At 60.4% G+C, this 23,915-nt stretch carries 22 protein-coding genes and 2 pseudogenes; 10 read left to right on the top strand and 14 right to left on the bottom strand.

Annotation, left to right across the window (positions count from 1 at the left end):
- Positions 1 to 1,373 (bottom strand): annotated as a pseudogene (locus tag ACFQND_RS01855) (DUF4158 domain-containing protein); the annotation flags it as partial.
- A 200-nt stretch (positions 1,374 to 1,573) separates the two neighbouring features.
- Positions 1,574 to 1,753: pseudogene (locus ACFQND_RS01860) on the bottom strand (transposase); the annotation flags it as partial.
- 136 nt (positions 1,754 to 1,889) lie between these two features.
- Between ACFQND_RS01860 and ACFQND_RS01865 the strand changes: the two are divergent.
- Entirely contained in the window at positions 1,890 to 2,240 is a 351-nt protein-coding gene (locus ACFQND_RS01865) for a DUF6788 family protein (protein ID WP_377412050.1), read from the top strand.
- A gap of 912 nt (positions 2,241 to 3,152) precedes the next feature.
- Here ACFQND_RS01865 and ACFQND_RS01870 read toward each other — a convergent pair.
- Positions 3,153 to 3,467 (bottom strand): non-heme iron oxygenase ferredoxin subunit, encoded by a 315-nt coding sequence (locus ACFQND_RS01870; protein WP_377412053.1) that lies wholly within the window; start codon positions 3,465 to 3,467, stop codon positions 3,153 to 3,155.
- A gap of 202 nt (positions 3,468 to 3,669) precedes the next feature.
- Between ACFQND_RS01870 and ACFQND_RS01875 the strand changes: the two genes are divergently transcribed.
- The gene (locus ACFQND_RS01875; RefSeq protein ID WP_377412056.1) at positions 3,670 to 4,941 is read left to right on the top strand and encodes an NAD(P)/FAD-dependent oxidoreductase; all 1,272 of its coding nucleotides are present in this window, start codon (positions 3,670 to 3,672) and stop codon (positions 4,939 to 4,941) included.
- A gap of 37 nt (positions 4,942 to 4,978) precedes the next feature.
- Here ACFQND_RS01875 and ACFQND_RS01880 read toward each other — a convergent pair whose 3' ends face one another.
- Entirely contained in the window at positions 4,979 to 5,917 is a 939-nt protein-coding gene (locus ACFQND_RS01880) for a LysR family transcriptional regulator (protein ID WP_377412059.1), read from the bottom strand.
- Positions 5,918 to 5,961: 44 nt separating this feature from the next.
- Positions 5,962 to 6,954, bottom strand: coding sequence for an NADPH:quinone reductase (locus ACFQND_RS01885; RefSeq protein ID WP_377412061.1), 993 nt, complete (start codon positions 6,952 to 6,954; stop codon positions 5,962 to 5,964).
- A gap of 234 nt (positions 6,955 to 7,188) precedes the next feature.
- Between ACFQND_RS01885 and ACFQND_RS01890 the strand changes: the two genes are divergently transcribed.
- From ACFQND_RS01890 to gabD, 8 genes are all read left to right on the top strand, one after another.
- Entirely contained in the window at positions 7,189 to 8,064 is an 876-nt protein-coding gene (locus ACFQND_RS01890) for a fumarylacetoacetate hydrolase family protein (RefSeq protein WP_377412064.1), read from the top strand.
- Positions 8,064 to 9,056 (top strand): ornithine cyclodeaminase family protein, encoded by a 993-nt coding sequence (locus ACFQND_RS01895; RefSeq protein ID WP_377412067.1) that lies wholly within the window; start codon positions 8,064 to 8,066, stop codon positions 9,054 to 9,056. Before ACFQND_RS01890 ends, ACFQND_RS01895 begins: the two co-directional genes overlap by 1 nt.
- Before the next feature lie 95 nt (positions 9,057 to 9,151).
- Positions 9,152 to 10,270: a cupin domain-containing protein gene (locus ACFQND_RS01900; protein ID WP_377412070.1), complete on the top strand. Its 1,119-nt coding sequence runs from the start codon at positions 9,152 to 9,154 to the stop codon at positions 10,268 to 10,270.
- 4 nt (positions 10,271 to 10,274) lie between these two features.
- Positions 10,275 to 10,796, top strand: coding sequence for an aromatic-ring-hydroxylating dioxygenase subunit beta (locus ACFQND_RS01905; RefSeq protein ID WP_377412073.1), 522 nt, complete (start codon positions 10,275 to 10,277; stop codon positions 10,794 to 10,796).
- A 23-nt stretch (positions 10,797 to 10,819) separates the two neighbouring features.
- Entirely contained in the window at positions 10,820 to 12,058 is a 1,239-nt protein-coding gene (locus ACFQND_RS01910; RefSeq protein WP_377412077.1) for an aromatic ring-hydroxylating dioxygenase subunit alpha, read from the top strand.
- Positions 12,055 to 12,600, top strand: a complete 546-nt coding sequence (locus ACFQND_RS01915; RefSeq protein WP_377412080.1) for a hypothetical protein — start codon at positions 12,055 to 12,057, stop codon at positions 12,598 to 12,600. The genes ACFQND_RS01910 and ACFQND_RS01915 overlap by 4 nt, the downstream gene beginning before the upstream one ends.
- Before the next feature lie 45 nt (positions 12,601 to 12,645).
- Positions 12,646 to 13,545: a 4-hydroxy-tetrahydrodipicolinate synthase gene (gene dapA / locus ACFQND_RS01920; RefSeq protein WP_377412083.1), complete on the top strand. Its 900-nt coding sequence runs from the start codon at positions 12,646 to 12,648 to the stop codon at positions 13,543 to 13,545.
- A complete protein-coding gene (gabD, locus tag ACFQND_RS01925; RefSeq protein WP_377412086.1) occupies positions 13,545 to 15,014 on the top strand; it encodes an NADP-dependent succinate-semialdehyde dehydrogenase in 1,470 nt (489 codons plus the stop codon). The genes dapA and gabD overlap by 1 nt, the downstream gene beginning before the upstream one ends.
- A gap of 219 nt (positions 15,015 to 15,233) precedes the next feature.
- Here the strand turns inward: gabD and ACFQND_RS01930 are convergent, their stop codons facing one another.
- The 9 genes from ACFQND_RS01930 to ACFQND_RS01970 form a co-directional block, all read right to left on the bottom strand.
- Positions 15,234 to 15,983 (bottom strand): SDR family oxidoreductase, encoded by a 750-nt coding sequence (locus ACFQND_RS01930; RefSeq protein ID WP_377412089.1) that lies wholly within the window; start codon positions 15,981 to 15,983, stop codon positions 15,234 to 15,236.
- A 23-nt stretch (positions 15,984 to 16,006) separates the two neighbouring features.
- Complete coding sequence (locus ACFQND_RS01935; protein ID WP_377412092.1) at positions 16,007 to 16,702, bottom strand: ABC transporter ATP-binding protein; 696 nt, start codon at positions 16,700 to 16,702, stop codon at positions 16,007 to 16,009.
- Positions 16,702 to 17,445 (bottom strand): ABC transporter ATP-binding protein, encoded by a 744-nt coding sequence (locus ACFQND_RS01940; protein ID WP_377412096.1) that lies wholly within the window; start codon positions 17,443 to 17,445, stop codon positions 16,702 to 16,704. Before ACFQND_RS01940 ends, ACFQND_RS01935 begins: the two co-directional genes overlap by 1 nt.
- On the bottom strand, positions 17,442 to 18,383 hold the full coding sequence (locus tag ACFQND_RS01945; protein ID WP_377412099.1) for a branched-chain amino acid ABC transporter permease: 942 nt from the start codon (positions 18,381 to 18,383) through the stop codon (positions 17,442 to 17,444). The genes ACFQND_RS01940 and ACFQND_RS01945 overlap by 4 nt, the downstream gene beginning before the upstream one ends.
- 1 nt (position 18,384) lies before the next feature.
- Positions 18,385 to 19,248, bottom strand: a complete 864-nt coding sequence (locus tag ACFQND_RS01950) for a branched-chain amino acid ABC transporter permease (RefSeq protein WP_377412102.1) — start codon at positions 19,246 to 19,248, stop codon at positions 18,385 to 18,387.
- 83 nt (positions 19,249 to 19,331) lie between these two features.
- Entirely contained in the window at positions 19,332 to 20,549 is a 1,218-nt protein-coding gene (locus tag ACFQND_RS01955) for an ABC transporter substrate-binding protein (RefSeq protein ID WP_377412105.1), read from the bottom strand.
- 601 nt (positions 20,550 to 21,150) lie between these two features.
- Positions 21,151 to 21,717, bottom strand: a complete 567-nt coding sequence (locus ACFQND_RS01960) for a MarR family winged helix-turn-helix transcriptional regulator (RefSeq protein ID WP_377412108.1) — start codon at positions 21,715 to 21,717, stop codon at positions 21,151 to 21,153.
- A gap of 29 nt (positions 21,718 to 21,746) precedes the next feature.
- The gene (locus ACFQND_RS01965) at positions 21,747 to 22,943 is read right to left on the bottom strand and encodes a Gfo/Idh/MocA family protein (protein WP_377412110.1); all 1,197 of its coding nucleotides are present in this window, start codon (positions 22,941 to 22,943) and stop codon (positions 21,747 to 21,749) included.
- Positions 22,943 to 23,911, bottom strand: a complete 969-nt coding sequence (locus ACFQND_RS01970) for a PDR/VanB family oxidoreductase (RefSeq protein ID WP_377412113.1) — start codon at positions 23,909 to 23,911, stop codon at positions 22,943 to 22,945. The genes ACFQND_RS01965 and ACFQND_RS01970 overlap by 1 nt, the downstream gene beginning before the upstream one ends.
- Between the last annotated feature and the right edge of the window lie 4 nt (positions 23,912 to 23,915).

Below are 23,915 nucleotides of genomic sequence, written 5' to 3' on the forward strand. Positions count from 1 at the left end.
ACAGGCGTGCACGGCCCCTAAAACTCAGGCTGTGCTCGATCCAGACCGATCCATTGCGCACAGCACGACGCAGGGCAAACAAGCTGGCAACCTCCAATGCCCGAAACGCCCGTTCCCGGTCTGGGCTGGATATGGCGGCTTGCCAGACCTTCCCCAGGCCTGGCGCGACAACGCCATCCGGCAACTTTCTGGTGTTACTGGCGTAATAGGCGCTCAATTTCGTCAGGGCGTCGATGGTGGGATGCTCTCCGGTGGCTTGCCATGGAAGCTTTGCAATTGCCACAAGCAGTGAGCGTACGGGGCGAATGGCATCAATCANAACCAAGGCCTCAAGACGGGTACGCAGTGCTGCGTCGGGCACCGCGCCCTGGGCGCTCAAGGCCACGAGTTCGGCCAGTAGCGTTTTGTACATCGCCGCCCAGTTGACGGTGGCTGGGACCTCGGCAGCGGCCTGGCGCCACAGATCGGCAATCCGGCGTTGCACCCATCAAGATCAACTGGTCCGTGGTGGTGAACAGGCAATAGCGCAGGAAGCAGGCGATCTCCACCGTGCGCGCTGGTTCCTTGATCTTGGCCCCGGCAGACGGTGGCCTGGAAACCAGTCGACGCGCGTACCGGCGCAAGATGAGATCGGGGATGTCTGCCAAGTGTTTGTGAACGTCCAGCGCGTACAGCAGATCGACGCGTTCAAGTACCTCGCTGATTTGGCGGGTTGAGTGCTTGGCCGGTGCCGACCATAGCCAACTCTGCTGGGTTTGGCCATCAGGGCGGAGTTCCGCGACCGATGCCCGCCAACGATCAAGGATTGCCGGATCGACGCCGGCGGCAATTGTTGCGCCTGTTTCTGCTTCGAGCTGAGTAAGTGCGCTAGCAATCAAAGACCGAATCGCCCGCTCATGCACGATCACCAGCTTATTCTTGTATAGCCATTGGCGGGCCCGCGCGAGCAGTTGATCGCGATCGGCGCAGCGGGCCACTTCATCCCGCAGTTCACGCACCAGGGAGCGGCGTTGGTGCTCGCTCATCCACCGAAAACCAAGGACCGTGCAGGCCACTTGCTGGTGATCGAACAGTGTCTTCTCGCGACCATACAGCGTTCGCAGCGAAGCAACTTCCGGGGCGACAATGCCAAGTTCGTCGCTCAGGTGGCGCCACAAGGCTACGGGAACCACCCGAAATGCATAGAGCAAACGGCCACTCATGCGCAGAAAACCGATATGAAGCGCCAGACCCAGCTTGTGGGCATCGCCCCGGCGTGCATTGATTGCCTCGCGCTCAGCACCATCGAAGGTGAAAAACGCCTTTATCTCGAAGTCGCTGATATCGCGTGGAAGCTCGCGCATCCCCAAAAACGTCGTCTGCCAGCCCTGCATCGTGTACCCCATTAGTGGGAGGCCACGATACCCGTTTGGAAAGCGAACAGGAAAGCCAACAGAATCAACGATCTACCAATACCACCCCCGCGCCAGTGCTGGGTTTGCGTACCGCCAGTTATTGCACTGAAAACGAGGGGACCCCGCAGCAGCATCTGCTCATCCGACCAATTCGCATCGGCCACGAAGTGGTGCAGCTATTGGTGGCGCGAGCGCACCTTCAGCGGCTCCACGTGCGCGGCCATCGGCTCCACGCTCTTGCGTGACTGCGGCGACATCAGCCCCGTGCAGTACCCACGCAACCCCGCGTGCCGGTCTGCGTGGCCCAGGCCTTCGTTCAGATGGGCCATATACCGCTCGAACTCAAGCAAATCTTCCATCAAGGTTCTCCCTTCGTTGCGCAGGTGGAGAAGGCCCATATGGCGTCAATTTCAGCAGCCTATACGAGCGTAAGAAACTTGTACGTCGGTCGTTCTGTCGCTAATAATAGCGAAAGACTGTCGAAAGTAAAGCTCCATGTCGCATCGACCCAAGACCATCATCAAGCAGGCGCGCGAGCGCATCGCGCGAATTCGAGACGCCCTCAGTGCGATCGACTATCTGTGCTCCGGGACACTGCTAGAACGCACGAAGGTCTGCGGCAAGCCGGGCTGCCGCTGCGCCAAGGACCCGAGCGCTCGCCACGGCCCGTACTTTGAGTGGGGGCACATGAAGGGCGGCAAGCTTGTTCACCGCACGGTCTCGCCCGAACAAGCCGCCATCCTGCAGCTCGCCATCGCCAACCATCGCAAAGCGAAGAAGCTCATGCAGGCTTGGGAGGAAGCGACAGAACGGCTCTTTGATGCCGAAGCGCCGCGCAAGCCATAGCCCCCCACGCGTTCGATCCCAAATCCGCTCCAGATTCCATCAGCGACCTGCGCGAGAATCCTTTGCCTCTAGCAAGCGCACATAACGTCTGGATTTATTAACACAGTAAGATTAGTACGCGGTCTGCGATCTCTTGTTCGTTCTGTGGGATTGATTTGGGCATTGTTTGGTCGTGGGCACAGTAGTGACAACCTATTGTCTCAGACTCACCTAGTGCTCAAGTGACACATCGCGCTGCTCGCGCGCTGACTGTAGCAACGCAAGGCAGCCGGTCTCGTCGCCCCAGTAAATCTCCGCATTCTCCCGCTTCGCACGGCTCTTTACGGCGCCACTCTACTGCGCCGCAGTCGCGAAGAAACGCGTGGTCGAGTGCGCACGAAAGGCGTTGACCAGCGTCAACCAGCTGAAACACCGATATCCGAAATGTTCGAACTTCTTGATTTTGAAGGAATTTCCGGCGTTGCAGCTTCGTGTGGTACGGTGGCGAAGAATTCAGTCGCCAAGCCACTTTGGGGTCTTTAGAGTGGCAAGGCTTACAGCTTCTTCGGCGCAACAGCTGCAAGACGTACAACAAGTTCGGCCATGTCTCTTCAGCACCATATTCTTACAGCCAGCCCGATCAAGCCGTTTGTGCCAGTTAGCTTCAAGGTCGGTCGAGCCTCCCAAGCCCGAACGTGCTCGACGGTAGGTCGCACCTCGAAGTCGTCGTCGCGTGGGCGCTCAGGAAGCTTCTATGGGGCGCCGTGCCCCGAATCGGTTAGTGAGCGCGCGGGATCCCGACCTATTCCACCACAACCCGCGGAGAAGTACTCTAATGGACTTTGTTCACGCTTCCGAATCTCGCCAGCCGCTACATGCCACAGCTGGGTTTGCCGGCAGTAATTGCCTCTTTTGCACCTAGACCACCAGTCCTCATCCCATTTGCACGAGCACCCGACCGTTGTCCTTTTTGACGGGGTAGATCCGTATATCCGTCGTCAGGGGTGCGCACATGGCCTTTCCGTTCCGAACGTCAAAGCGACCCTGGTGAAGGGGGCATTCAATTTCGTGGCCTTCCAGGTAGCCATCGCAGAGCCTGGCATGGCCATGGCTGCAGACGCCGTCCGTGGCAAAGATTTCGCCCTCCACGTGGTAGAGCGCGATGTCGCGCCCTTGAGCCTGCACACCCTTCACGTCGTCGTCGGGTAGTTCATCGGTCGCGCAGATGTCGATCCAGTTTTCGCTCATACAGTCTCCGTTTTTTTGATTACGCAGGCGTGGCTGCTTCGACTTGTCGCCTGAATCTGACCCGCATTTGTCGGGAGCATGTTGCTTGCGAATCCATCTTTCGGCAATGCACTGGGCGGAAAAGAAGTTGTTCCAGTCCGCTACTCAGCCGTGGCCGGTTGAACGCCTAAGATTTGGCGCTCATCAAGCTGGATCACTACACATGCAAGAGACAAACAACCCGGGGCCCCTGGCATCCGACGCCCGCGTCGTCATCGTCGGCGCCGGACAGGCCGGGGGCTGGGCCGCGCGAACCCTGCGCAAGGAGGGCTTTGCCGGAACCATCACGCTGGTTGGTGACGAATCGTGGCCTCCCCACGAACGGCCGCCCCTTTCGAAAAGCGTGCTGCTCGGCACAGCGGAGCCAGCGTCCACGCATCTGTTCCCCGATGCCGACTGGGCCGCGCTCGACATCGGCTGGATGGCCTGCCGTTGCGCGCGCACCCTGGACCGGCAGGCACGTACGCTGGTACTGGACGATGGCACCAGTCTGCCTTGGGACCGGTTGATCCTTTGTACCGGCGGCCGTTCGCGCACCCTCATCCCTAAAGGGATGGGTGAAAACTGCGAGGCGCTGCGGACCATTAACGATGCCTTGCGCCTGCGTGAACGCTTGCAATCAGCGCGTCGGCTGCTCGTCATCGGTGGTGGATGGATCGGGCTGGAGGTGGCCGCGACGGCGCGCGAACTCGGACTTGAAGTCACGCTGGTGGAGGCCGGCGACAGGCTGTGTGCACGGTCACTTCCTGAGAACGTATCGACCTGGCTACTGGAACTGCATCGCCGGCAAGGGGTGCGCGTGATGCTGAACACGGCTGTTTCATCGGCCTCAAAACAGCCGGATGGCAGTGTCGACGTCCGGCTGTCACCTGCGCTGGACGCCGGAAGCACGCTGGCCGTGGACCTTGTAGTTGCGGGGATCGGCATGATCGCCAATGATGAACTGGCCAGCGCGGCGGGTCTCGAATGTGCGGGCGGAATCGTCGTCGACGCGTCCTGCCGCACCAGCGACCCCGACATCTTCGCGGCGGGCGACGTAGCCGTCAGCCCCAACAGCTGGATGGGCTGCAGCGGCCGCCTGGAGTCCTGGCAGAACGCACAAGAGCAAGGCATCGCGGCGGCTCTTTCGGCCATGGGCCGCGCGGTGGTGCACGACCCCATTCCATGGTTCTGGTCCGACCAGTTCGGAGTCAATCTGCAGATACAGGGCGTGATCTGCGATGCGGACCAGGTGGTGACACGCGGAGCCGTCGGCACACCCGGCGACGACCTGCGGCTTATCCACTTCTACCTGCGTGAGGGGCGGATTCGAGGGGTAGTGGGACTCAACGCCGCGAAGGACGTGCGGGCGAGCAAAAAGCTCATCGCGACCGGCGCATCACCAGATGCGGCTGCGCTGGCGGACGCGTCGATCCCGCTAAACAAGATGAGCTAAACAGAGGACACGACGCGCCATGGCCCGGTCCACGCGTTCACTCGATGCCTGCGAAACACTCCTTAAGGAACTCGACTGCGGCAGCCAGTTTGCGTGATGAATCGGTACGTTGTAGCAGCACGGCGTAAATGGCGCGATGCTGTGGAATGAACTCCGACATGACCTGCACCAATGTGCCTTCCCGGAGGTCATCTTCCACCAGGAGCTTGGACGTCATAGCCACGCCCAGCCCGGCCAGCGTAGCCAGCCTGATTACGCCGCCGCTGTCGCAGATAAGGCTTCCCTGGACCGCCACTTCATCAATGACATCGCCGCGCTTGACGGGCCAGCGGCTGTTGAGCGTGACGCCGCGGGAAATCAAGCAGTTGTGGTTGACCAGATCTTCGGGTGACCTGGGCGTTCCGAACCGGGCGAGGTACTCGGGCGATGCGCAGAACACGCGGCGGTAAGGCGCCAGCTTGATGGCCACCATGCCAGGGTCCACTGCATCGGCGATGCGCACGGCCACGTCGATACGCTGCTGGTAGAGATCGATCTTGTCGATGGACAGGTTCAGATCCATGGTCAGCTGCGGATGCTGTTTGAGAAACTCCGGCAGGCGCGGTGCGATGCGCGCCGCTCCGAGCATCAGTGGCGCGGTGATGCGCAGGTGGCCGGTGGGCTGGTCATGCAGATTGGAGATGTCCGCAGCAGCCTGGTCCAGCGCAGTGAGGGCGCGTGTGCAGTGGTCGTAAAGCAGTTGCCCGGCTTCCGTAACCATCAGGCGGCGGGTGTTGCGGATGAGTAGCTTTTGCCCGAGCCGGGTCTCGAGGTTGGCCACGCGCTTGCTGACCATGGCCGGCGTGACGTCCATGCGCCGAGAGACTTCCGAGAAGCTTCCCAATTCCACGGCCTGCGAAAAAATCCGCAAGGACGTCAAATCCTCGAAGGGGTTTTCCAGCTTGGCGTTTGGAATTTGGTTGGGTTGATTCGACATGTGGGCACGGATTGCAGGAAGCGTGGTCACAGCAGCCTCGGACTTCACGCCTTGGGTTCGCTCGTTTTTATCACGACATTGCCAGCCACCCTGCCCTGTTCAACCAATTCGTGGGCGGCAGCAGTTTCATGGAGCGGAAAGCTGGCTGTAATATTGTGCTTCAAGCAGCCTTTTTCCAGCATGTCCGTCAGCTGGCGGATGGCAGATTGCCGTGATGCAACATCAAGGTTATACAGGATGAAGAACTTCAGGCCAATATTCTTCAGTACCAGCTGGTAGAAGGGCGCCTTGATGTCAGCCGCACCGCTGCCGTAGGTGACAACCAGGCTATCTGGTTTCAGCACCTTCAGGCTAGTTTCGATGTTGGCTGCAAAGTCGACTTCCACGATCCGGTCCACCCCATCCCCTTCTGTCGCATCCATCACCCGCGCGACCACATCGTCCGTGCGGTAATTGATGACGGCGTCAGCACCAGCCTGTTGTGCAAGCAGCGCTTTCTCCGTACTGCTGACGGTCGTGAGTACCTGGCGTGCGCCGAGCAGCCGGGCCATCTGGACGGCATAGTGCCCCACCGCGCCCGCACCGCCCGGGACCAGGACGCGCTGTCCCGAAACGCCGCCGCAGACCTGGATGGCGTGCAATGCGGTCATGGCGGGAATACCCAAGCATGCGCCGGTCGACATGTCGACGCCGTCCGGCAAGCGCACAGCCTGCGTCGCCGGCAGCACGATATATTCGGCCGCCGTGCCGCAGGGGCGATTCCACGCCGCATTCCATGTCCATACCCGTTCACCAAGACGGGCCCGGTCCACGCCCTCGCCTACCTGGTCGATCACACCCGCGCCATCGCTGTGCGGGATAACCCGGGGGAAGGCCATGACTCGCATTCCGGACCGCGATTTCACGTCTGACGGATTGACCCCGCTGCAATGCAACTGGATACGGACTTCGCCCTCGCCGGCCTGTGGCGTTTCCAGCTCGACGATGGAGATGACGTCCCGGGCTGCCCCGGTTTTTTCGTAAATGGCTGCGCGCATGGGTGTCTCCTTGGAGTGTTATTTGCCTTTGCCGGGCGATCCGCGGCCGGATGATAGTTTCAAACAGATCAGGTGACCAGGACGCTCATTGAATGTCCCGCAGCTATGACGGTGCACCGGTGGTCTCCGGAACAAATCCTTTTCCGCACACGGCATTGCGCCGTAGCCCCAACCACCGGAAACTCATGCTCCTGCCCTGGCCGCATATCGGTCTGGGCATACAGAGGAGACAACATGAAGCTGCTCAGTTACATCGAACCAGGCACCCACGGAAAGAAGGCCTCTTATGGAGCACTTGACGGAGACCGCCTGGTTGATCTTGCAACGCACGAAGCGCCCACGCTGCGCATGGCGCTTGCCGCCGAAGGGGTAGAGGGGTTGCGGCAAAGGCTGGAGGCCCGCTCCCAAGATGCCGGAATCCCGTTGGCCGGTGTGCAACTGCTCCCACCGATTCCACAACCGGAAAAAATCCTTTGCATCGGTTTGAACTACTACCTGCATGCGCAGGAAGTCAACATGGCAGTGCCATCGAACCCGTCGGTGTTCGTGCGTTATCCCAATTCATTCGTGGGCCAGGGCGCCGCTGTCCTGCGTCCGCCGGAGTCGGAGCAGTTTGACTATGAAGCCGAGATGGCGGTCGTCATCGGCCGCGGCGGGCGGCGCATTCCCGAAGAACAGGCCATGCAACATGTAGCTGGCTATAGCTGCATGGCCGAGAACTCCGTGCGCGACTGGCAGCGCCATTCGGCACAGGCTACACCGGGCAAAAATTTCTTTCACAGCGGTGCAATCGGCCCATGGCTCGTCACGCCGGAAGAAGTGGGCGACGTCAGTCGGCTGGAGATCATCGGTCGCCTCAACCAGGAGGTGGTGCAGCGGGACACGCTCGATCAGCTGATCTTCAGCATCCCGCGCCTTATCGCTTACCTGTCCACCTTCACCAAACTGGTGCCGGGGGACGTGATCGCCACCGGTACACCGGCAGGGGTCGGCCTGTCGCGAAAGCCACAACGCTGGCTGCGCCCCGGCGACGTATTCGAAGTAGAGATCACAGGGTTGGGCGTGCTACGCAACCCTGTGGCAGACGACAACATTTCACAGGAGCATTGATGACAAAAACAGCAATCTGGTTGAGCGAGCAGGATGTCACGTCGCTGATTTCGCTCGACGACGCCATAACGGCGCTTGAGGCGGGCCTGCGGTCGCAGGGTAAAGGCGAAGGACTAAATATCCCAAAAGCCCTGGCGGCCTATGGCGATGGCTCGTCCATGCACTCGTTGGGCTCAGCCCTTCCTACCCTGGGCTACGGCGGCTACAAGAACTGGGTCCACACCAAGCGTGGCGCTAAGGCAGTGTTCGTGTTATTTGACGCAGTCGAAGGCCGACTGCTTGCAATGATGGAGGCCAACTCGCTCGGTCAGCTGCGCACCTCGGCCATGACAGGCCTGGGCACCAAATGGGTTGCGCGTGAAGGTGCCAACGATATGGCGATCATTGGCTCAGGACGTCAGGCCATGGCACAGGTAGCCGCAGTCAACGCCGTGCGGAAGCTCGCGCGGATTCGGGTCTGGAGCCCGACGCCCGAAAAGCGCCAGGCATTTGCCGCGCAACTGCGCGACAAGTTCAGCGCGGAGGTGGTGGAGGCCCAGAGCATCGAAGCTGCAACCGAAGGCGCAACCATCGTGACGGTCGTCACCCGCGCGCAGGATGCCTTCCTAAAAAGCAGTATGCTGCCAACCGGAGTGCACCTGAACGCGGTGGGCGCGATCCTGCCAGCCAATGCCGAACTTCACCAGGACGTGGTGGCGCGTGCCGGGTTTATCGCCGTCGATGACGTAGCGGGCGTGCAGAAGGCGTCACGCGAACTGATCGACTTTTTCGAGAAAGGTGAGGGAAAAGGCCAATGGAATCGTGTCCATTCGCTGGGCAAAATGATCGCGGACGGCGACCGTCCGCCTGCTGGCACCGACCTCACCATGTTCAAGTCCATGGGCATGGGCATTTCCGACCTGTCAGTCGCCATGCTGGCGTATGAGCGGGCACGCAAGGCCGACATCGGCAAGAGCATGCCGCTCATGGACGCATCGCCCCTGCGTTTCTGAGGGAACGGGCCAGAAGCTAAACGTGAGTTCAAAAAAAGCCGACCTAAACCGGCAGACACAACAACCCTGACGAGACAACCACAAGGAGACTTCACATGGAACAGCAAATCAAACTTGTCGACGTGAGTGGCGCCCCGGTGCGTGAACAGGCTTTCTGGCCTACCGTGGTTCTTCCGCGCGCCGCCATCGAGGCCGAAATCGAGCGGCTAGCCAGCCTGCCCCGTCCCGCCAACGGGCGACGCGCCGCCTCCATCAACCATCCGATGAACCAAGGCCCGGTCCCGGCGTTTGCGCCGGGCATCGACGTGCACATCGAAGTGCTCAAGCCCGGCGAAAAGACCGACCCTGTGATGCGCAATTCCAGCCGCGTCGACATGTGCATCCGTGGCAATGGCGTGGTCACCATCGGCCAAACCCAGTTCAAGGCGGAAAAATTCGACGTCTGGAACACCCCGTCGATGGAACCGTTCAGCTATCGCAATGAATCTACGGACCTCTTCGTGCGCCTGTCCTACAGCAACGCGCCGCTGCTTGAAAAGCTGGAAGTCCACTATGCCGATCTCAATCCCGGCGCATCCATCAAGGAAGCCGCGGTAGCCGGACCAGCCGACGCTACCGCCGCAGCCGGACCCCGCGCGCGCGACATGGCAAAGCCCATCCCCATCGGCAGCGTCGGCGCGCAGATGCTGGGCTACGAATGGTTGGTCGACATCGACACAGTGGAGTCCAAAGCGCTGCACTGGCCCTGGAAAGAGATCTCGCCGCACCTGGAGAACGTCTACGGAATGGACAAGGCCTACACCGGCCGCCACCTGTACGTGCTGTACAACCCTGCGACGGAGCGCCGCATCGGCACCTCGCACAGCTTCTTTGCCACCATCGCCAAGCTGCCGCCAGGCAAGGTCGACAAACCGCATCGCCACAGCTCGGTAGCCATCAACTACATCATGTGGGGCCACGGCAAAAGCGTGGTCAACGGTCAGAAAATCGAATGGGAAGCAGGCGACCTGCACTTTTCAGCCCCCGGCTGGTCGGTCCACAACCATGCGTCACGCGAGGAGGGTTTCGTCGCCCTGACCATTCAGGACCATCCGTTGCACATCGCCATGGAATCGCTGCTCTGGCAGGAGACCCTGAAAGAGCCCATCCACAAGCTCGGCTCCAACGACGGCGGCATCCAGACCAACCTGACCAGCCAGCTGAAAGCCGCCTGAGGCCATGATCGAAAGACTGGAAACCCTGACGTCAGGCAATTTGCCGGCTGCCGCTGACCTGCGCGTCCTCACGGAGGACGTCCGATCACTGTACGAAGACGTGGCGTGGCACCTGGACGACGACCAGGTTGAGCGCTTCCCGGACTTCTTCATCGATGACTGCTCCTACCAGGTGGTCTCGCGCGAGAACTTCACCGAAGGCCTGCCGCAGGCCACCATTTATTGCGACGGCATTGCCATGGTGCGTGACCGGGTGATCGCGCTACGGCAGACGCAGGTTTACGTACCGCGGGCGTGGCGCCATTTCATCAGCGGGGTCCGTGTGATGGCGGTGGTTGATGGGCAACTGCATGTCAGCGCCAACTTCCTGATCACGGAAGCCATGTCCGACCAGGACCCAACCCTGTTCCTGGTCGGCCAGTATCTGGGCATCCTCGTGCGCGTAGATGGCCAGCTGAAATTCAGGCAACACCTGGCTGTCTACGACAACCACCACGTCCGGCGCTCACTGATCGTGCCGGTTTGAACAGAAGACATGAGGAGACAAGCATGGGAAAAAGCCTGAATGCAGAAGTAGATAGCAAGGCCTGGCCCAAGGAGGGCTGGTCGCGCGTACCGTTCTGGGTGTATACCGATCCTGACCTTTACCAGCGCGAGCTTGACCTTTTTTTCTACGGGCGCAGCTGGAACTACGTGGCGCTTGAATGCGAGATTCCCGAGAAAGGCTCGTTCAAGCGCAGCTGGATCGGCGAGCGGCAGGTCGTCGTGGTGCGCGGCGAGAACGACGAAGTCCACATCTGGGAAAACCGGTGCGCCCACCGCGGCGCCCGCCTGTGCTGGAAAAACAAGGGCAAGGAAGAGTCGTTCACCTGCCCGTACCACCAGTGGAACTTCGCGCTGGATGGCAAGCTGCAGGGCGTGCCGCTCAAGCGCGGCGTGTTGAAAAAAGGCGGCATGCCGTCCGATTTCGACAACGCCAACCATGGCCTGACGCGATTGCAGGTCCACATCGAGAACGGCACCATCTGGGCGAGTTTTCACCCGGCGCCACCGTCGTTTGCGGAATACAGCGGCCCCGAGGTCATGGCCCACATTCACCGCCACTTTCCCGGCCGCAAGCTCAAGCTGCTGGGCTACAACCGCCAGCTGATTCCGAGCAACTGGAAGCTGTACTTCGAAAACCTGAAGGACCCATACCACGCCACGCTGCTGCACTCGTTCCTGATCACGTTTGGTCTCTGGCGCGCGGATACGCAGTCGGAATCGCTGCCCGCGGTGTCCGGCCACAGTCTCATGGTGTCGCGCAATGTGGGCAAGAAAAAAACCGATGTCAACGCCGATATTGCCCGGTTCAAGGATGCGCTGGAGCTGCATGACGCAGATACGGTGACCCCGCTCAGCGAATTTTCCGACGGCCAGGTGGTTGCCATCACGCACTTTCCGAGTGTCGTGATTCACCAGCAGGCCAACACCTTCGGCATGCGGCACATCATCCCCAAGGGAATCGATTCCTTCGAACTGGCGTGGACGTTTTTTGGCTACGAAGACGATAGCGACGAGATGACCCGCCTGCGCGTGCGTCACGCCAACCTGTACGGACCTGCTGGCTACGTCGCCATGGAAGACGGCGAGGTGCTGGCTGAGTCGCAGGGCGGCGCACACCATGCAGATGCCTACAGCGCAGTGCTCGAAATGGGCGGACGCGATGTCCAGCCGCAGGACCACATGGTCACCGAAGTGCTGATTCGCGCCTTCTACAAGTACTACCGCGAGGCCATGGGACTATGAACGCCGACGGACTGAAGCGCCTCTCGCTGGACGAGATAGCGCCTGAATTGCGCGCCGAGCTGGAACCCACCGTCGCCCGGCTAGGCTACTTCGGCGAATTCTTTCAGGTGTTCAGCGCAGTACCTGGCGCGGTCTCCGCGTTCATGGGCTACACGAAAGCCGTCAAGGCGCCACTCGCGGACAGCGAAAACGAAGTGCTGGCACTAACGGTTTGTGCCGCACTGGGTGACAGTTATGAACGAATCCAGCATGAGCGCCTAAGTGTCCGGCTGGGATTGTCTACAGACTGGATCGCGGCTGCCGAGGGCCGTGCCGGGGCAGACATGGCCTGCCTGAGCGTCGAAGAGGCTGCGCTACGCGAACTAGCGCTGGCCGTCTCCGGGGCGCATGGCAAGGATTGCCAGACAGCTGTAGCAGCAGCTGCAGCCATTCTGGGAGCCCAGAAAACCGCCACAGCCTTGCTGCAAATCACTCGCTTCATGGGCATTGCCACGCTGTGCAACGCACTGGAACTGTCATTGCCAGTGCCGTCCGTTTTTTGAAGTTCCCAATTTTCGAATTTTCGATTCCATCCTGAAAGTCTTTCAATGATCAAGCTGAAGTCCGACTTCCTCGTCGGGTCCTACCCGCCCATCACCACGCCCTTCCGCGATGGCAAGGTGGATCTCGACACCTACGCAAAACTGCTGGAGTTCCAGGTAAAAAACGGGACGCACGGCATCGTCGTGAATGGAACCACATCCGAGCCGTCGACGCTCACCATAGACGAGCGCAACCAGCTGGTCAAGTGCGCTGTCGAGGTCGTCGGCAAACGTATTCCCGTGGTGGCGCAAACCGGATCGCAATCGCATGCGGAAACAGTGGAGCTCACGGAGTTCGCCACCAAAGCCGGAGCCGACGCACTGCTGGTGGTCACGCCCTACTACATTCGCCCCTCGCAGCGCGGGCTGGTGGCCTACTACGAAGACATCGGCAAGCGCACGGATCTGCCTTTGCTGCTTTACCACATTCCCGGGCGTACGGCCGTTTCGGTCGAGATCGATACGCTGCGGCAAATTGCCGATAAGGTCGAGCACTTCGTCGGCATCAAGCATGCGGTGAACGACCATGGTTTTGTCACCAGCATGATCCAGACCCTCGGTCCTGAATTCCGGATCTTTGTAGGCCTGGAAGAGTTCACTTACCCTATGATGGCGCTGGGCGCGCACGGCACGATGAATGCCGTCGCCAACCTGGTTCCCGACCGCATCGCAGCCCTGTGCAATGCCACACTGGCAGGCGACATGAAGGAATCGCGCAGGCTGCATTTCGACCTGTACGGTCTGAATCACTCCATCTTCTACGACACCAACCCGATCCCGCTGAAGTACATGATGAAGCGCCTCGGCATCGTCGAGCGCAACGAACACCGCCTGCCCATGCTGCCGGCTACGCCAGAGCTTGAAAAGCGGCTCGACGAAGTCCTCAAGCGCGCGGGGCTGATCTGATGGGCGAACATGAGGACATCATCCGGTTGAACGACCCGGCGCTGTTTCGCCAGCAGTGTTACGTCGATGGCGCCTGGCATGCAGCGGACAACGCCCGGGCACTGGATGTCACGGACCCGTCCACCGGCAAAGTGATCGGAACAGTGCCGGAGATGGCCGCCGCAGAAACCCGCCGGGCCATCGCTGCAGCAGATGCGGCCTTGCCGTCCTGGCGCGCATTGCCAGCCAAGGAGCGCTCGGCCATCGTGCACCGCTGGTATGAGCTGATGCTTGAGCATCAGGAGGATCTGGCCGTGCTGATGACCAGAGAGCAGGGCAAACCGCTGGCCGAATCACGCGGGGAGATCGCCTATGCGGCGTCCTTCCTGCAGTGGTTCGCCGAAGAAGCCAAACGGATTTACGGCGATACGATTCCGGGCCACCAGGCCGACAAGCGCATCGTCGTCATCAAGGAACCGATAGGCGTCTGCGCAGCAATCACGCCCTGGAATTTTCCGTCAGCCATGATCACGCGCAAGGCAGGTCCCGCGCTGGCCGCCGGCTGCACGATGGTCCTCAAGCCTGCCACCGCCACGCCGTTTTCGGCGCTGGCTCTGGCTGAACTGGCCGAGCGCGCAGGTGTGCCGCGCGGCGTTTTCAACGTCGTCACCGGCAGCGCATCGGGCATTGGCGGAGAGATGACTTCGAACCCTATCGTGCGCAAGGTCACCTTCACGGGCTCGACAGAGATCGGCAAGGTGCTCTTGCGGCAATGTGCCGAGACCGTGAAGAAAACCTCCATGGAGCTGGGCGGCAACGCGCCCTTCATCGTCTTTGACGACGCCGACCTCGATGCGGCGGTTGAAGGCGCCATCGCTTCCAAGTACCGCAATGCGGGCCAGACCTGCGTCTGCGCCAACCGTTTGCTGGTTCAGGAGTCCGTCTATGACGAGTTCGCCAGAAAACTGGCGGCCAGGGTGTCGCAACTGAAGGTGGGCGATGGCCGCGAGGTGGGCGTCACGCTTGGCCCACTGATCGATCGCAAGGCCGTTGCAAAGGCACAGGAACATGTCGACGACGCCGTGGCCAAAGGCGCTCGCGTGATTCTCGGCGGAAAGCCCCACGCCCGTGGCCCGTGCTTTTACGAGCCGACGATTCTGCTGGACGCGACGCCCGACATGAAAATCGCGCGTGAAGAAACATTCGGGCCCGTGGCTGCGCTGTTCCGCTTTCGGGATGACACCGAGGCGATCGCGATGGCCAACGACACCGAGTTTGGCCTGGCGTCCTATTTTTACGGCCGGGACATCAGCCGCGTATGGCGCGTCGCCGAGGGCCTGGAGTACGGCATAGTCGGCGTGAACACCGGCCTCATTTCGACGGAAGTCGCACCTTTCGGCGGCGTGAAGGAGTCGGGTTTGGGACGAGAGGGCTCCCACTATGGAATCGATGACTACCTGGAACTCAAGTACATCTGCATGAGTGTCTGAAAGCCGAAGGCTCAGGTCCCGCAAAAAGGCGCATCAACAGGCTGTGCAAAAAGTCGAGGAAATGAGTTTTTAGGGGGTACCTCATCCCTTTCTCATTTTGCGAGCGTGGCTTCCAGGTGTCATTAAAAAAGGCCGACCAACTCTCCGAAGTTAGTCGGCCTTACTTTTTACACAGCCTGATCAAGCGCCTTTTCCCCTTGAGCGAGTACCGGGAAACGGCTACAAGCCTCCGCGTGCATCCAGCAGGCAGCCCGTGACATACCCGGCCGCGGGGGATGCCAGCCACACTACAGCCTCGGCAATTTCTTCGGCGGTTCCCATGCGTCCCATCGGGACAGCACCGACCATCTTTTGCAACTGTTCGGCGCTGCGGCGGCGCTGTATCTCGGTATCGACGAGTCCAGGACGAACCGCATTGACGCGAATGCCATCCGCAGCAACCTCTTTGGAAAGGCCGATGGTCATGGTGTCGATAGCACCCTTGGAAGCCGCATAGTGGACCCAGTTGTTCGGCGAGCCAAGCACAGACGCGCCGGACGACATGTTGACGATCGCCCCGCCCTGTCCGCCCTGCCGCGTGGACATGCGCCGCACGGCCTCGCGTGCAGCGAGAAATGCGCCGATCACGTTAATCCTGTACACCTCCTGGAGCATATCTGCAGTCACCGCATCAACACGCGACACACCGCCCGTCACGCCGGCATTGTTGACCAGCACCGCAAGCGGGCCTGCCTTGTCCACCGTTTCAAATGCGCGCATCAGGGAGGCTTCGTCGCCAACATCCGCCTGGACTGCCATGGCCGTGCCGCCTGCACCTTCGATGGCGCTGACCACCTGCCGCGCCTCTTCGGTGCGCTCCCGGTAGAAAATCGCTACCGGCCAGTCGCGCGCGGCCCGCAGGGCGCATGCCGCCCCGATGCCGCGGCTGCCGCCGGTGACCAGGAATATGCCGCGTCGGGTATCTGTCATGTATGTTTCCTCCGAGACGAGCGTCAGACGCTCAAATGGGCGCTCAGCACAGCCTCGTCATTGCGCAGGGTTTCACTGTCTCCGACAAAACAGACCTGGCCCTTCGAGAGCACATAATGCACGTCGCCCAGCTCCAGTGCAGCGCCCAGGTTCTGCTCGATCAACAACACGCCAAGTCCTTCATTGCGGAGGCGTTTGACGATTTCGACGATCTCCTGGACGATCAGCGGTGCCAGGCCTTCCGACGGCTCATCCAGAAGGATGACCTCGGGATTGAGCATAAGCGCCCTGCCAATGGACACCATCTGCTGCTCACCGCCGGAGAGTTGAAAGCCCAGATTGGTGCGTCGTTCTTTCAAGCGCGGAAACAGTTCATAGATGCGCGCCAATGTCCAGCGCCCGTCCTTGCCTGGACGTGCCGCCACCGTGAGGTTCTCCTCGACGGTCAGGCTGGGAAACACGCCCCGCTCTTGCGGAACGAAACCCAGTCCCATTCGCGAGATACGGTGGGCCGGCTTGCCGCTGATGTTCTGGCCCTTGTACGTCACGCTGCCCTGGCGCGGCGCGAGGTAACCCATCATGGTCAGCAGCGTGGTGGTTTTGCCTGCGCCATTGCGGCCCAGCAACGAAGTCACCTGACCGGCTTTAACCTTCAGTGACACGCCATGCAAAATGTGGCTGTCGCCGTAATAGGTATGGATGTTGTCAACCTGGAGCATCAGTGTTTACCTCCCAGATAGACTTCACGGACGCGCTCATTGCCCTGGATGTCTTGCGGGTTTCCGGTGGCGAGAACTTCGCCGTAATACATGACGGTTATGGTGTCCGCGAGCGAGAAAACCACCTTCATGTCGTGTTCGATCATCAGCAATGCCAGCGATGAAGGCAGCGAGCGAACCAGGTCGATCATCCGGTCGGTTTCTGCCGGCGACATGCCTGATGTCGGCTCATCGAGCAGCAGCAGTTCCGGATCTGCGGCCAATGCGATGGCCACCTCCAGCTGGCGCTGCTCGCCGTAGGACAGGCTGGACACCGGCCGGTGCAGGTCGTGCGTCAGCTGGATCTGCTCCAGGATCTGGTCAGCGCGTTCGCGCTGGGCCGTGCGGATATGCACGCCGCGCAGGCATTCGTACCAGCCGCCCAACTTGGCCTGCACCGCAAGCCGTACGTTCTCCCGCACGCTCAGGCTGCGAAAAAGGTTGTTTTTCTGGAAGGTGCGACCGATGCCCATCTGGCAGATCTGGTCCGGCTGAGCGCCGGTGATGTCCGTTCCCTTGAACAGGATACGTCCCGAGGTCGGTTGAAGCTGACCCGTGAGCTGGTGAACCAAGCTGGTCTTGCCCGCCCCGTTGGGACCGATGATCACGTGGCGTTCGCCCTGCGCGACGCTGATGTTCACATCTCGCGTCACCACCAAGCTGCCGAAGGCCTTGCAGAGATTTTCAGTTTTCAGCAATGTCATTTGCGTTTTCCCAGCGCAGACTGCGCGCAGATCACCAGGAAGCCCCATACGCCTTGGCGCAGGAACATCACCGACAGGATGAAGGTGGCGCCGATCCAGAGCATCCAGTATTCATTCTGCGAACTGACGACGTTCTTGAGCAGCAAGAAGATGGCAGCGCCCACCGCCGGCCCGAAAACCGTGGCGCTGCCGCCCAGCACCACCATGATGATGGCGTCGCCCGACAGCGCCCAGTGCAGGATGTCGGTCGACACAAAGGCATTGAAAAATGCATAGAGCGCGCCACCCACGCCGGCCAACGTACCGGCGATGGTGAAGGCCAGGAACTTGAAGCGCTGCACCGGGTAGCCAATGGCGCGCATGCGCTGCTCGTTGTCCCGTATGCCGATGAAAATAGAACCGAGCGGCGAGCGCACCAACAAGTAGAGCAAACCGAGTACCAGCAAGAATCCCACTGCGACCACGGCATATCGTGCCACCGCGTTGTCCAGGCTCATCCCGAAAAGCGTCGGCCGTACGAAACCGGTCAGGCCGTCCGTGCCACCGGTGACGCTGCGCCACTTCAGCGCCAGCGAAAACAGCAATTGCGAAAAAGCCATGGTCAGCATCAGGAAAGGTATGCCGCTCACGCGAATGCAGAAGAGCCCCACGAATGCAGCCGCCACTGCAGAAAGGCCTATGCCGGCGGCCATGCCCCACCAGCCCGAGATACCAAAGTGAACACCCAGCGCGATCACCGTGTAGGTGGAAATTCCGAAGAAAGCGGCGTGGCCGAAAGACATCAGTCCGGTAAAGCCGATGAGCAGGCCCAGGCTCATCGCAAAGATGCCGTAGATCAGGATTTCGGCAATGATGCCCAGCGCATAGTCGCCTGCGAATGGCGCAAGTGCCAACAGCGCGAATAGCGCCAGGAACACAGCCGGTCGTTGAAATTTCATGTCATGCCCTCGCAATTCCGAACAACCCTTGTGGACGCGTCAGGAGGACGAGCACCATGAGCAGGTAAATCATGAACAGCGCGTAAGCGGGAAAGTAGGCTTTGCCAAACGTGTCCACCACCGCGACGAGGATGCTCGCGACCAACGCTCCCCGCAGACTGCCCATGCCGCCGACGACCACCACAATGAACGCGGGGATCAGGATTTCGATGTCCATGCCCAGATAGACCCCGAGGATGGGACTGGCAACCACGCCGCCCAGGCCGGCGAGGCCCGCACCAAGCGCAAAAATGCAGCCGAACAGCAGGGGAACATTGATGCCGATGCCGGCAGCGGTGGCAGCGTCATCAACGCCGGCACGCACCATGGCGCCGATCCGGCTGCGCTCGAGGAACCACCACAGCAAAGCCGCGACAACGCCGCCAAAGGCAACCAGGAACAGTCGGTATTTGGGGATGTAAGCACCGGCTACCTCGATCACACCGGAAAGACTTTCCGGCGGCGATATATTTCGTATGTCCGGTCCCCACAAATAGTGCGTGATGTCGGCCAGGACATAGATGAAGCCGAACGTCAGCAACACCTGATCCAGGTGGCCGCGATTATAGAGAGGCTTGATGAAAAAACGCTCGATCAGCACGGCGACGATGACGGCCGGCACCCAGCCAACGCCAAGTGCGAGCCAGAAATTCCCTGACCATTGCATGATGCTGTAGGCCGTGAAAGCGCCCAACATGAAGAATGAGCCATGCGCAACGTTGATGACGTTCATCAGGCCGAAAATTAGCGACAGTCCGGCAGCCATCATGAAAAGAAGGCTGCCGAAGACCAGGCTGTTGATGAGTTGGGTAATGATGAAGTCCATAAAGCCTTCGTTTTTCTCCGTAGACGGCCAGCATCCTCCCCTGCGTGGCGCGCTGGCCGCAGAGGGAGAGCTGGAGATGCGGTTCAGTACGGCTTGTTGGCCGGCTCGACAACGTTCTGGATCGTGTGGATCACCTTGTTGGTGATGCGCCCATCGATTTCAGCAACCTCTCGCAGATAGACGTTCTGCGTCGGGCTTTGCGTTGCCGGATTGAACCGGAAAGGTCCACGCGGCGCATTAAGGCGCACGGCGATCATGGCAGCACGCAGTTTGTCCTTATCCTCCGTGTTCCCGTCGACAGCCTGCAACGCGGCCTGGATCACCTGGCCTGCAACATAGCCATATTCGCTGTAGACGCTTGGATATTCGTTGTACTTCTTGCGGTAGTCAGCTACGAATTTCTTGTTGGCGGCATTGTCCAAGGTGTCGGCATAGTGCAGGCAATTGATCGCACCGAGCGCGCTACGCCCCTGCGCGGGCAGGGTATCGCTGTCCAGCATGAAGCCCGACCCGGTCAGCCGCGAACGCTGCTTCAGTCCGTACTCGTCGTACTGCTTGACGAAACGGACCGCATCGGTGCCGGCGTAGAAAGAGAAGGTTGCGGGCGCATTCGAATTGCGCATCAGCGCCAGGTACGAACTGAAGTCGTTGTTCCCTAGCGGCGGGTAAATTTCCTGAATGACTTTTCCGCCCTTGGGCAGGAAGCCGGCCTTGAATTCGGCAAGCGAGCCGCGCCCGCCGGCGAAATCGGAGGCCGACAGCAGGACTTCCTTGGAGACATTGTCGTAAAACCATTCGCCCATGGCTTGGTGCACCGTGAAGGTGGAAACCGAGCAGCGGAAAAAGTAGGGCAACTGGGTGTAGGAAAGCGCGGCCGCTCCGGCACCCGAGCACAGCGTGAAAGCTTTGCTTTGCCGCAAGTACTCAACAGCCGCCATGGCCACATTACTGGCCTGCAGGCCGGTGATGATGTCGCACTTGTCGCTCTCATGGAGCTTGCGCAGTTTTTGCAGGCCGACCTGCGGGTTGATCTCGTCATCTTCGCGCAGGATCTCGATCTTGCGGCCGGCGACTGTGTTGCCGATCTGGTCGAAGTACAGCTTCATGCCGTTCAGGTTGCCATTGGCCAGTGCCGCAAACACCTTCGAGAAGGAGTTGAGTACCCCTATCTTCAGCGGCGCATTGGTTTTGGCGAGGACGGCAGGGGCAACGCCCCCCAGGATGGTGGCACCAAGGGCGCCTGCGCCAGTGATGAATGCGCGGCGCGAACCGCCGCCGTTCAGTAGAAGGTAGTCTGACATGTTGTCTCCATTTATGGGGCCAGGGAAATGTGATCACCTCGGGCCGTACGCTGCGGCGCTGGATGCTGGGTCATTCTAGGAAGGGGGGGGTTGAGTCGCAACTCGTATGGTGGAACAACTGTTATTCCCGGCAGACCGTGATTTCGGGTTTACCAGCATGAAACGCCCGTCATGCACCACAGCAGGATCAGGCATGGTGACGTCGACGTATCTCGAGCACGGCCTTTGCAGCGTTAGCGAAAGCTGCCGCACCTATTTGGTTCAAACGATCTGCAGCCAGGGCCTTGCGGCACCCGGTCCCGCAGCAGATCGCGTTAAGCTCTCGCATTGTCAGTTGCCAATGCCCGAACATGCTGACGCCTTGAAAGGGGTCCATTTGTTTTCGTTGCAATATGTGACGGCAGGAAAGCGAGCACGGGCGTGGGGTAATCGTATTTTTCCTGCAAATTGATTCGGTTTTCCTTGCAGATTTTTGCTTTCGGTCTTCGTTGTTCTGCGCAGAACTTTCATTTTTAAGACATCGAGTGGAGCTATGCCGTCCGCCATCGCGACAAAACCACCGAGAGTGGGCGACTAAGCGCTACTGGGCTTACAGCCGAGACTAGCGCGCTGCGGATCTTTTCTCTTGCGCTGGTACGACTGCCTCTGAGGTACTGCGCGGCTCGTCGGCTACCACCGGATCGCGCGTGAGATTGTCGATCATCGCCAACAACGCGCGACGCGCGGCAGTGATATCACTGTCAGAGACGCCATTCAATGCCACGGCATTCACCTCTTCCGCCAGGGGCACGAGCACCTTCTTCAGACGCTTTCCTTTTGGCGTCAGAAATACGTACAGGTTCTTGCGATTGTCAGGCCGACGTTCGCGTGTGACATAGCCGAGCGACTCCATCGAGCGTAAAGCAATCAGCGTTGTCGGTTCCATAAAGCCCGCCTCGTAGCTGAGCTCACGCTGTGTCACACCGTCGTGCTCCCAAAGGATGCGCAGGAAAGTCCAATGTCCCAGTTGCACATCGTGCCTCGCCAAACGCACCTGAAGCGAGCGAAGAAAAACACGGGTCGCATCCTTGACCAAGTGCGCCATACGATCGTTGGGCACAGCTGAATGCCAGTGCTTTAGTACGCGGTCTGCGATCTCTTGTTCGTTCTGTGGGATTGGTTTGGGCATGGTTTGGTCGTGGGCACAATAGCGGCAACCTATTGTCTCAGACTCACCTGATGCTCAAGCGACACATCGCGCTGCTCGCGCGCTGACTGTAGCAATGCAAGGCAGACCTCCAGAGTCGATCTCGCCCATTCGCCGTTGTGTATCGGGCGCTGGCCCGATAGCAAGGCTGCATGCAACTCATCGATCACCTCGAACCGAGGCACTCCTGGCGGCTTCAAAGGATGACGCTGTCGGCTCTCATCACCGTAAACCCACACCGCATCCGGCATCGGTCGAATGTCTCCTCGTTCACACGACACGATAACCGGGCCGAAGTGCTGATGTTGGCGGTCGCTCGCGAGCCGTTCGTGCTTCGGCGGCTGGTAGGACGGTCCGCCATAAGTGCCAGCTGATTTCAGTCGAGCCTCCTCCGCGGCCGATTGCACCTTGCTCAAACGACGTCGTGCCAATCCGTAGTCGTCGCCTTTGGCGTTTCCCATCTCACCCGTCCAGTTGCACCACTCGTCGGAGTCGAAGTGCGCGTAGCCGCTATAGGTGAGCGACGCGTAGACGCCATCGTCAAACCACAGCAACGCCGAATAGGCGCCTTCGGTGGGCCGCGCCGGGTCCCATGAACCCAGCACGGCGCGCACGTGGGTCGCGCGACTACCGGCCATCAGCCGAACCACGTCGACCTGGTGGGCGGCCTGACTAAAGACAACGCCGCCGCCCTCTTCCGTTTTCAGCTCTTCAGGACGTCGCGGGCGATACAGGAAGTCTGTGAAATTGAGCGCGTGAATCATTCTCACTCGCCCCACGTCACCGGTGTCTATGATGCGGCGTGCCTGCAGGTAGGGCGTGTCGAAACTGTGGCAGTGCCCAACAATCAGGTGCACGCCGGCGGCTTGGCAATCTGCAATCATGGCGTCGCATTCCGCAAGTGTCAGCGCCATCGGCTTTTCGACCAACACATGCTTGCCGTGCGCTGCGGCCACGCGCGTCTGTTCGGCATGGAATTGGTGGGGACTGGCAATGTATACCGCTTCGACCGCTGCATCTTGGACGAGCTCCACTACGCTCGGATAGACCGGCACCTTGAACTCGCAGGCGAATTGTGCGCGCGCTTCGTCGCGGGGATCGCAGGCGGCGACCAGTTCGATGCGCTCATCACCCAGAAAGGTCGGCAGCATCAGCGTGAACGCGCGGCCTAATCCGACGACGCCAAGGCGAATTGGACGTTGTTCCATCACAGGTCGAGCACAAGCTCAGGTGATTTGGCGCGGGACACGCAGATCATGATCTGGCTTGACATTTCTTCAGGCATCAGCACCATGTCACGGTGGTCCGCTTCACCCGACAGCAGGCCCGTGCGGCAAGTCCCGCAGGTGCCGCTTTCGCACGAGGAGGCGCTGTTGCAGCCATGCTCGCGCAACGTGGCCAGGATTGATTTCCCGACGGGCACCTCGAACTCACGACCTGACTTGGCGAGCCTCACCTTGAACGGCCGATCGTCCGGCTTCGTGCCGCCGCCTTCGTTGAAGCTTTCGAAGTGCACATTGCCGGGCGACCAGTGCCCGCACATGTCGCGCACCGACTCCATCAGCGGACGGGGACCGCAGCAGTAGATGTGCGCCGTGTTTGGCTTTTCGAGCACCGGCCACAGGTCGAGCGCCTTTGCGAGATCGCCATGGTCGTGGTGAATGCAGACATTCTTGCGCAACTCGGGACTGCTCAATTCCTCCATAAAGGCCGTCGTCTCCGGCGATCGGCTCAGGTAGTACAGCTTCCAGGGCGCGGGCGCCAACTCGCCGAACGAGCGGATCATGGACAGGATCGGCGTGATGCCAATGCCTCCGGCGATGAAGAGATAGCTTTTCGCGCTCTTGACAAGCGGGAACGCATTGTCTGGCAGCGAGGTGGGCAGGATGTCACCTTCACGCGCGTCGTCGTGCATGCTGATCGATCCACCTTGACCCCGGTCATCGCGCTTGACGGTAATGACATACCGGTGGCGCTCCGCCGGGTCGTTGCACAGAGAGTACTTTCGCAACGCGCCGGTCGGCGCCTGCACCTTGACGTGTGAGCCGGCCGTGAACTGCGGCAGCTCACTGCCGTCCGGCTGCGTCAGCTCGAAGGAACGGATTCCTTCCGCTGCGTCGTAAACACGGGTGATACGCAGGGGCATCTGGGTATCGGCGTGGGTCTGGCTGTTCATGTTG

Source organism: Polaromonas aquatica, from assembly GCF_042659145.1.
In the GTDB taxonomy this organism is placed as follows: domain Bacteria; phylum Pseudomonadota; class Gammaproteobacteria; order Burkholderiales; family Burkholderiaceae_C; genus Polaromonas; species Polaromonas aquatica.

Bases quoted from the DNA above. Each gene is read 5' to 3' on its own strand.
- ACFQND_RS01865 (WP_377412050.1), top strand. From the start codon at position 1,890: ATGTCGCATCGACCCAAGACCATCATCAAGCAGGCGCGCGAGCGCATC.
- ACFQND_RS01870 (WP_377412053.1), bottom strand. From the start codon at position 3,467: ATGAGCGAAAACTGGATCGACATCTGCGCGACCGATGAACTACCCGAC.
- ACFQND_RS01875 (WP_377412056.1), top strand. From the start codon at position 3,670: ATGCAAGAGACAAACAACCCGGGGCCCCTGGCATCCGACGCCCGCGTC.
- ACFQND_RS01880 (WP_377412059.1), bottom strand. From the start codon at position 5,917: ATGTCGAATCAACCCAACCAAATTCCAAACGCCAAGCTGGAAAACCCC.
- ACFQND_RS01885 (WP_377412061.1), bottom strand. From the start codon at position 6,954: ATGCGCGCAGCCATTTACGAAAAAACCGGGGCAGCCCGGGACGTCATC.
- ACFQND_RS01890 (WP_377412064.1), top strand. From the start codon at position 7,189: ATGAAGCTGCTCAGTTACATCGAACCAGGCACCCACGGAAAGAAGGCC.
- ACFQND_RS01895 (WP_377412067.1), top strand. From the start codon at position 8,064: ATGACAAAAACAGCAATCTGGTTGAGCGAGCAGGATGTCACGTCGCTG.
- ACFQND_RS01900 (WP_377412070.1), top strand. From the start codon at position 9,152: ATGGAACAGCAAATCAAACTTGTCGACGTGAGTGGCGCCCCGGTGCGT.
- ACFQND_RS01905 (WP_377412073.1), top strand. From the start codon at position 10,275: ATGATCGAAAGACTGGAAACCCTGACGTCAGGCAATTTGCCGGCTGCC.
- ACFQND_RS01910 (WP_377412077.1), top strand. From the start codon at position 10,820: ATGGGAAAAAGCCTGAATGCAGAAGTAGATAGCAAGGCCTGGCCCAAG.
- ACFQND_RS01915 (WP_377412080.1), top strand. From the start codon at position 12,055: ATGAACGCCGACGGACTGAAGCGCCTCTCGCTGGACGAGATAGCGCCT.
- dapA (WP_377412083.1), top strand. From the start codon at position 12,646: ATGATCAAGCTGAAGTCCGACTTCCTCGTCGGGTCCTACCCGCCCATC.
- gabD (WP_377412086.1), top strand. From the start codon at position 13,545: ATGGGCGAACATGAGGACATCATCCGGTTGAACGACCCGGCGCTGTTT.
- ACFQND_RS01930 (WP_377412089.1), bottom strand. From the start codon at position 15,983: ATGACAGATACCCGACGCGGCATATTCCTGGTCACCGGCGGCAGCCGC.
- ACFQND_RS01935 (WP_377412092.1), bottom strand. From the start codon at position 16,702: ATGCTCCAGGTTGACAACATCCATACCTATTACGGCGACAGCCACATT.
- ACFQND_RS01940 (WP_377412096.1), bottom strand. From the start codon at position 17,445: ATGACATTGCTGAAAACTGAAAATCTCTGCAAGGCCTTCGGCAGCTTG.
- ACFQND_RS01945 (WP_377412099.1), bottom strand. From the start codon at position 18,383: ATGAAATTTCAACGACCGGCTGTGTTCCTGGCGCTATTCGCGCTGTTG.
- ACFQND_RS01950 (WP_377412102.1), bottom strand. From the start codon at position 19,248: ATGGACTTCATCATTACCCAACTCATCAACAGCCTGGTCTTCGGCAGC.
- ACFQND_RS01955 (WP_377412105.1), bottom strand. From the start codon at position 20,549: ATGTCAGACTACCTTCTACTGAACGGCGGCGGTTCGCGCCGCGCATTC.
- ACFQND_RS01960 (WP_377412108.1), bottom strand. From the start codon at position 21,717: ATGCCCAAACCAATCCCACAGAACGAACAAGAGATCGCAGACCGCGTA.
- ACFQND_RS01965 (WP_377412110.1), bottom strand. From the start codon at position 22,943: ATGGAACAACGTCCAATTCGCCTTGGCGTCGTCGGATTAGGCCGCGCG.
- ACFQND_RS01970 (WP_377412113.1), bottom strand. From the start codon at position 23,911: ATGAACAGCCAGACCCACGCCGATACCCAGATGCCCCTGCGTATCACC.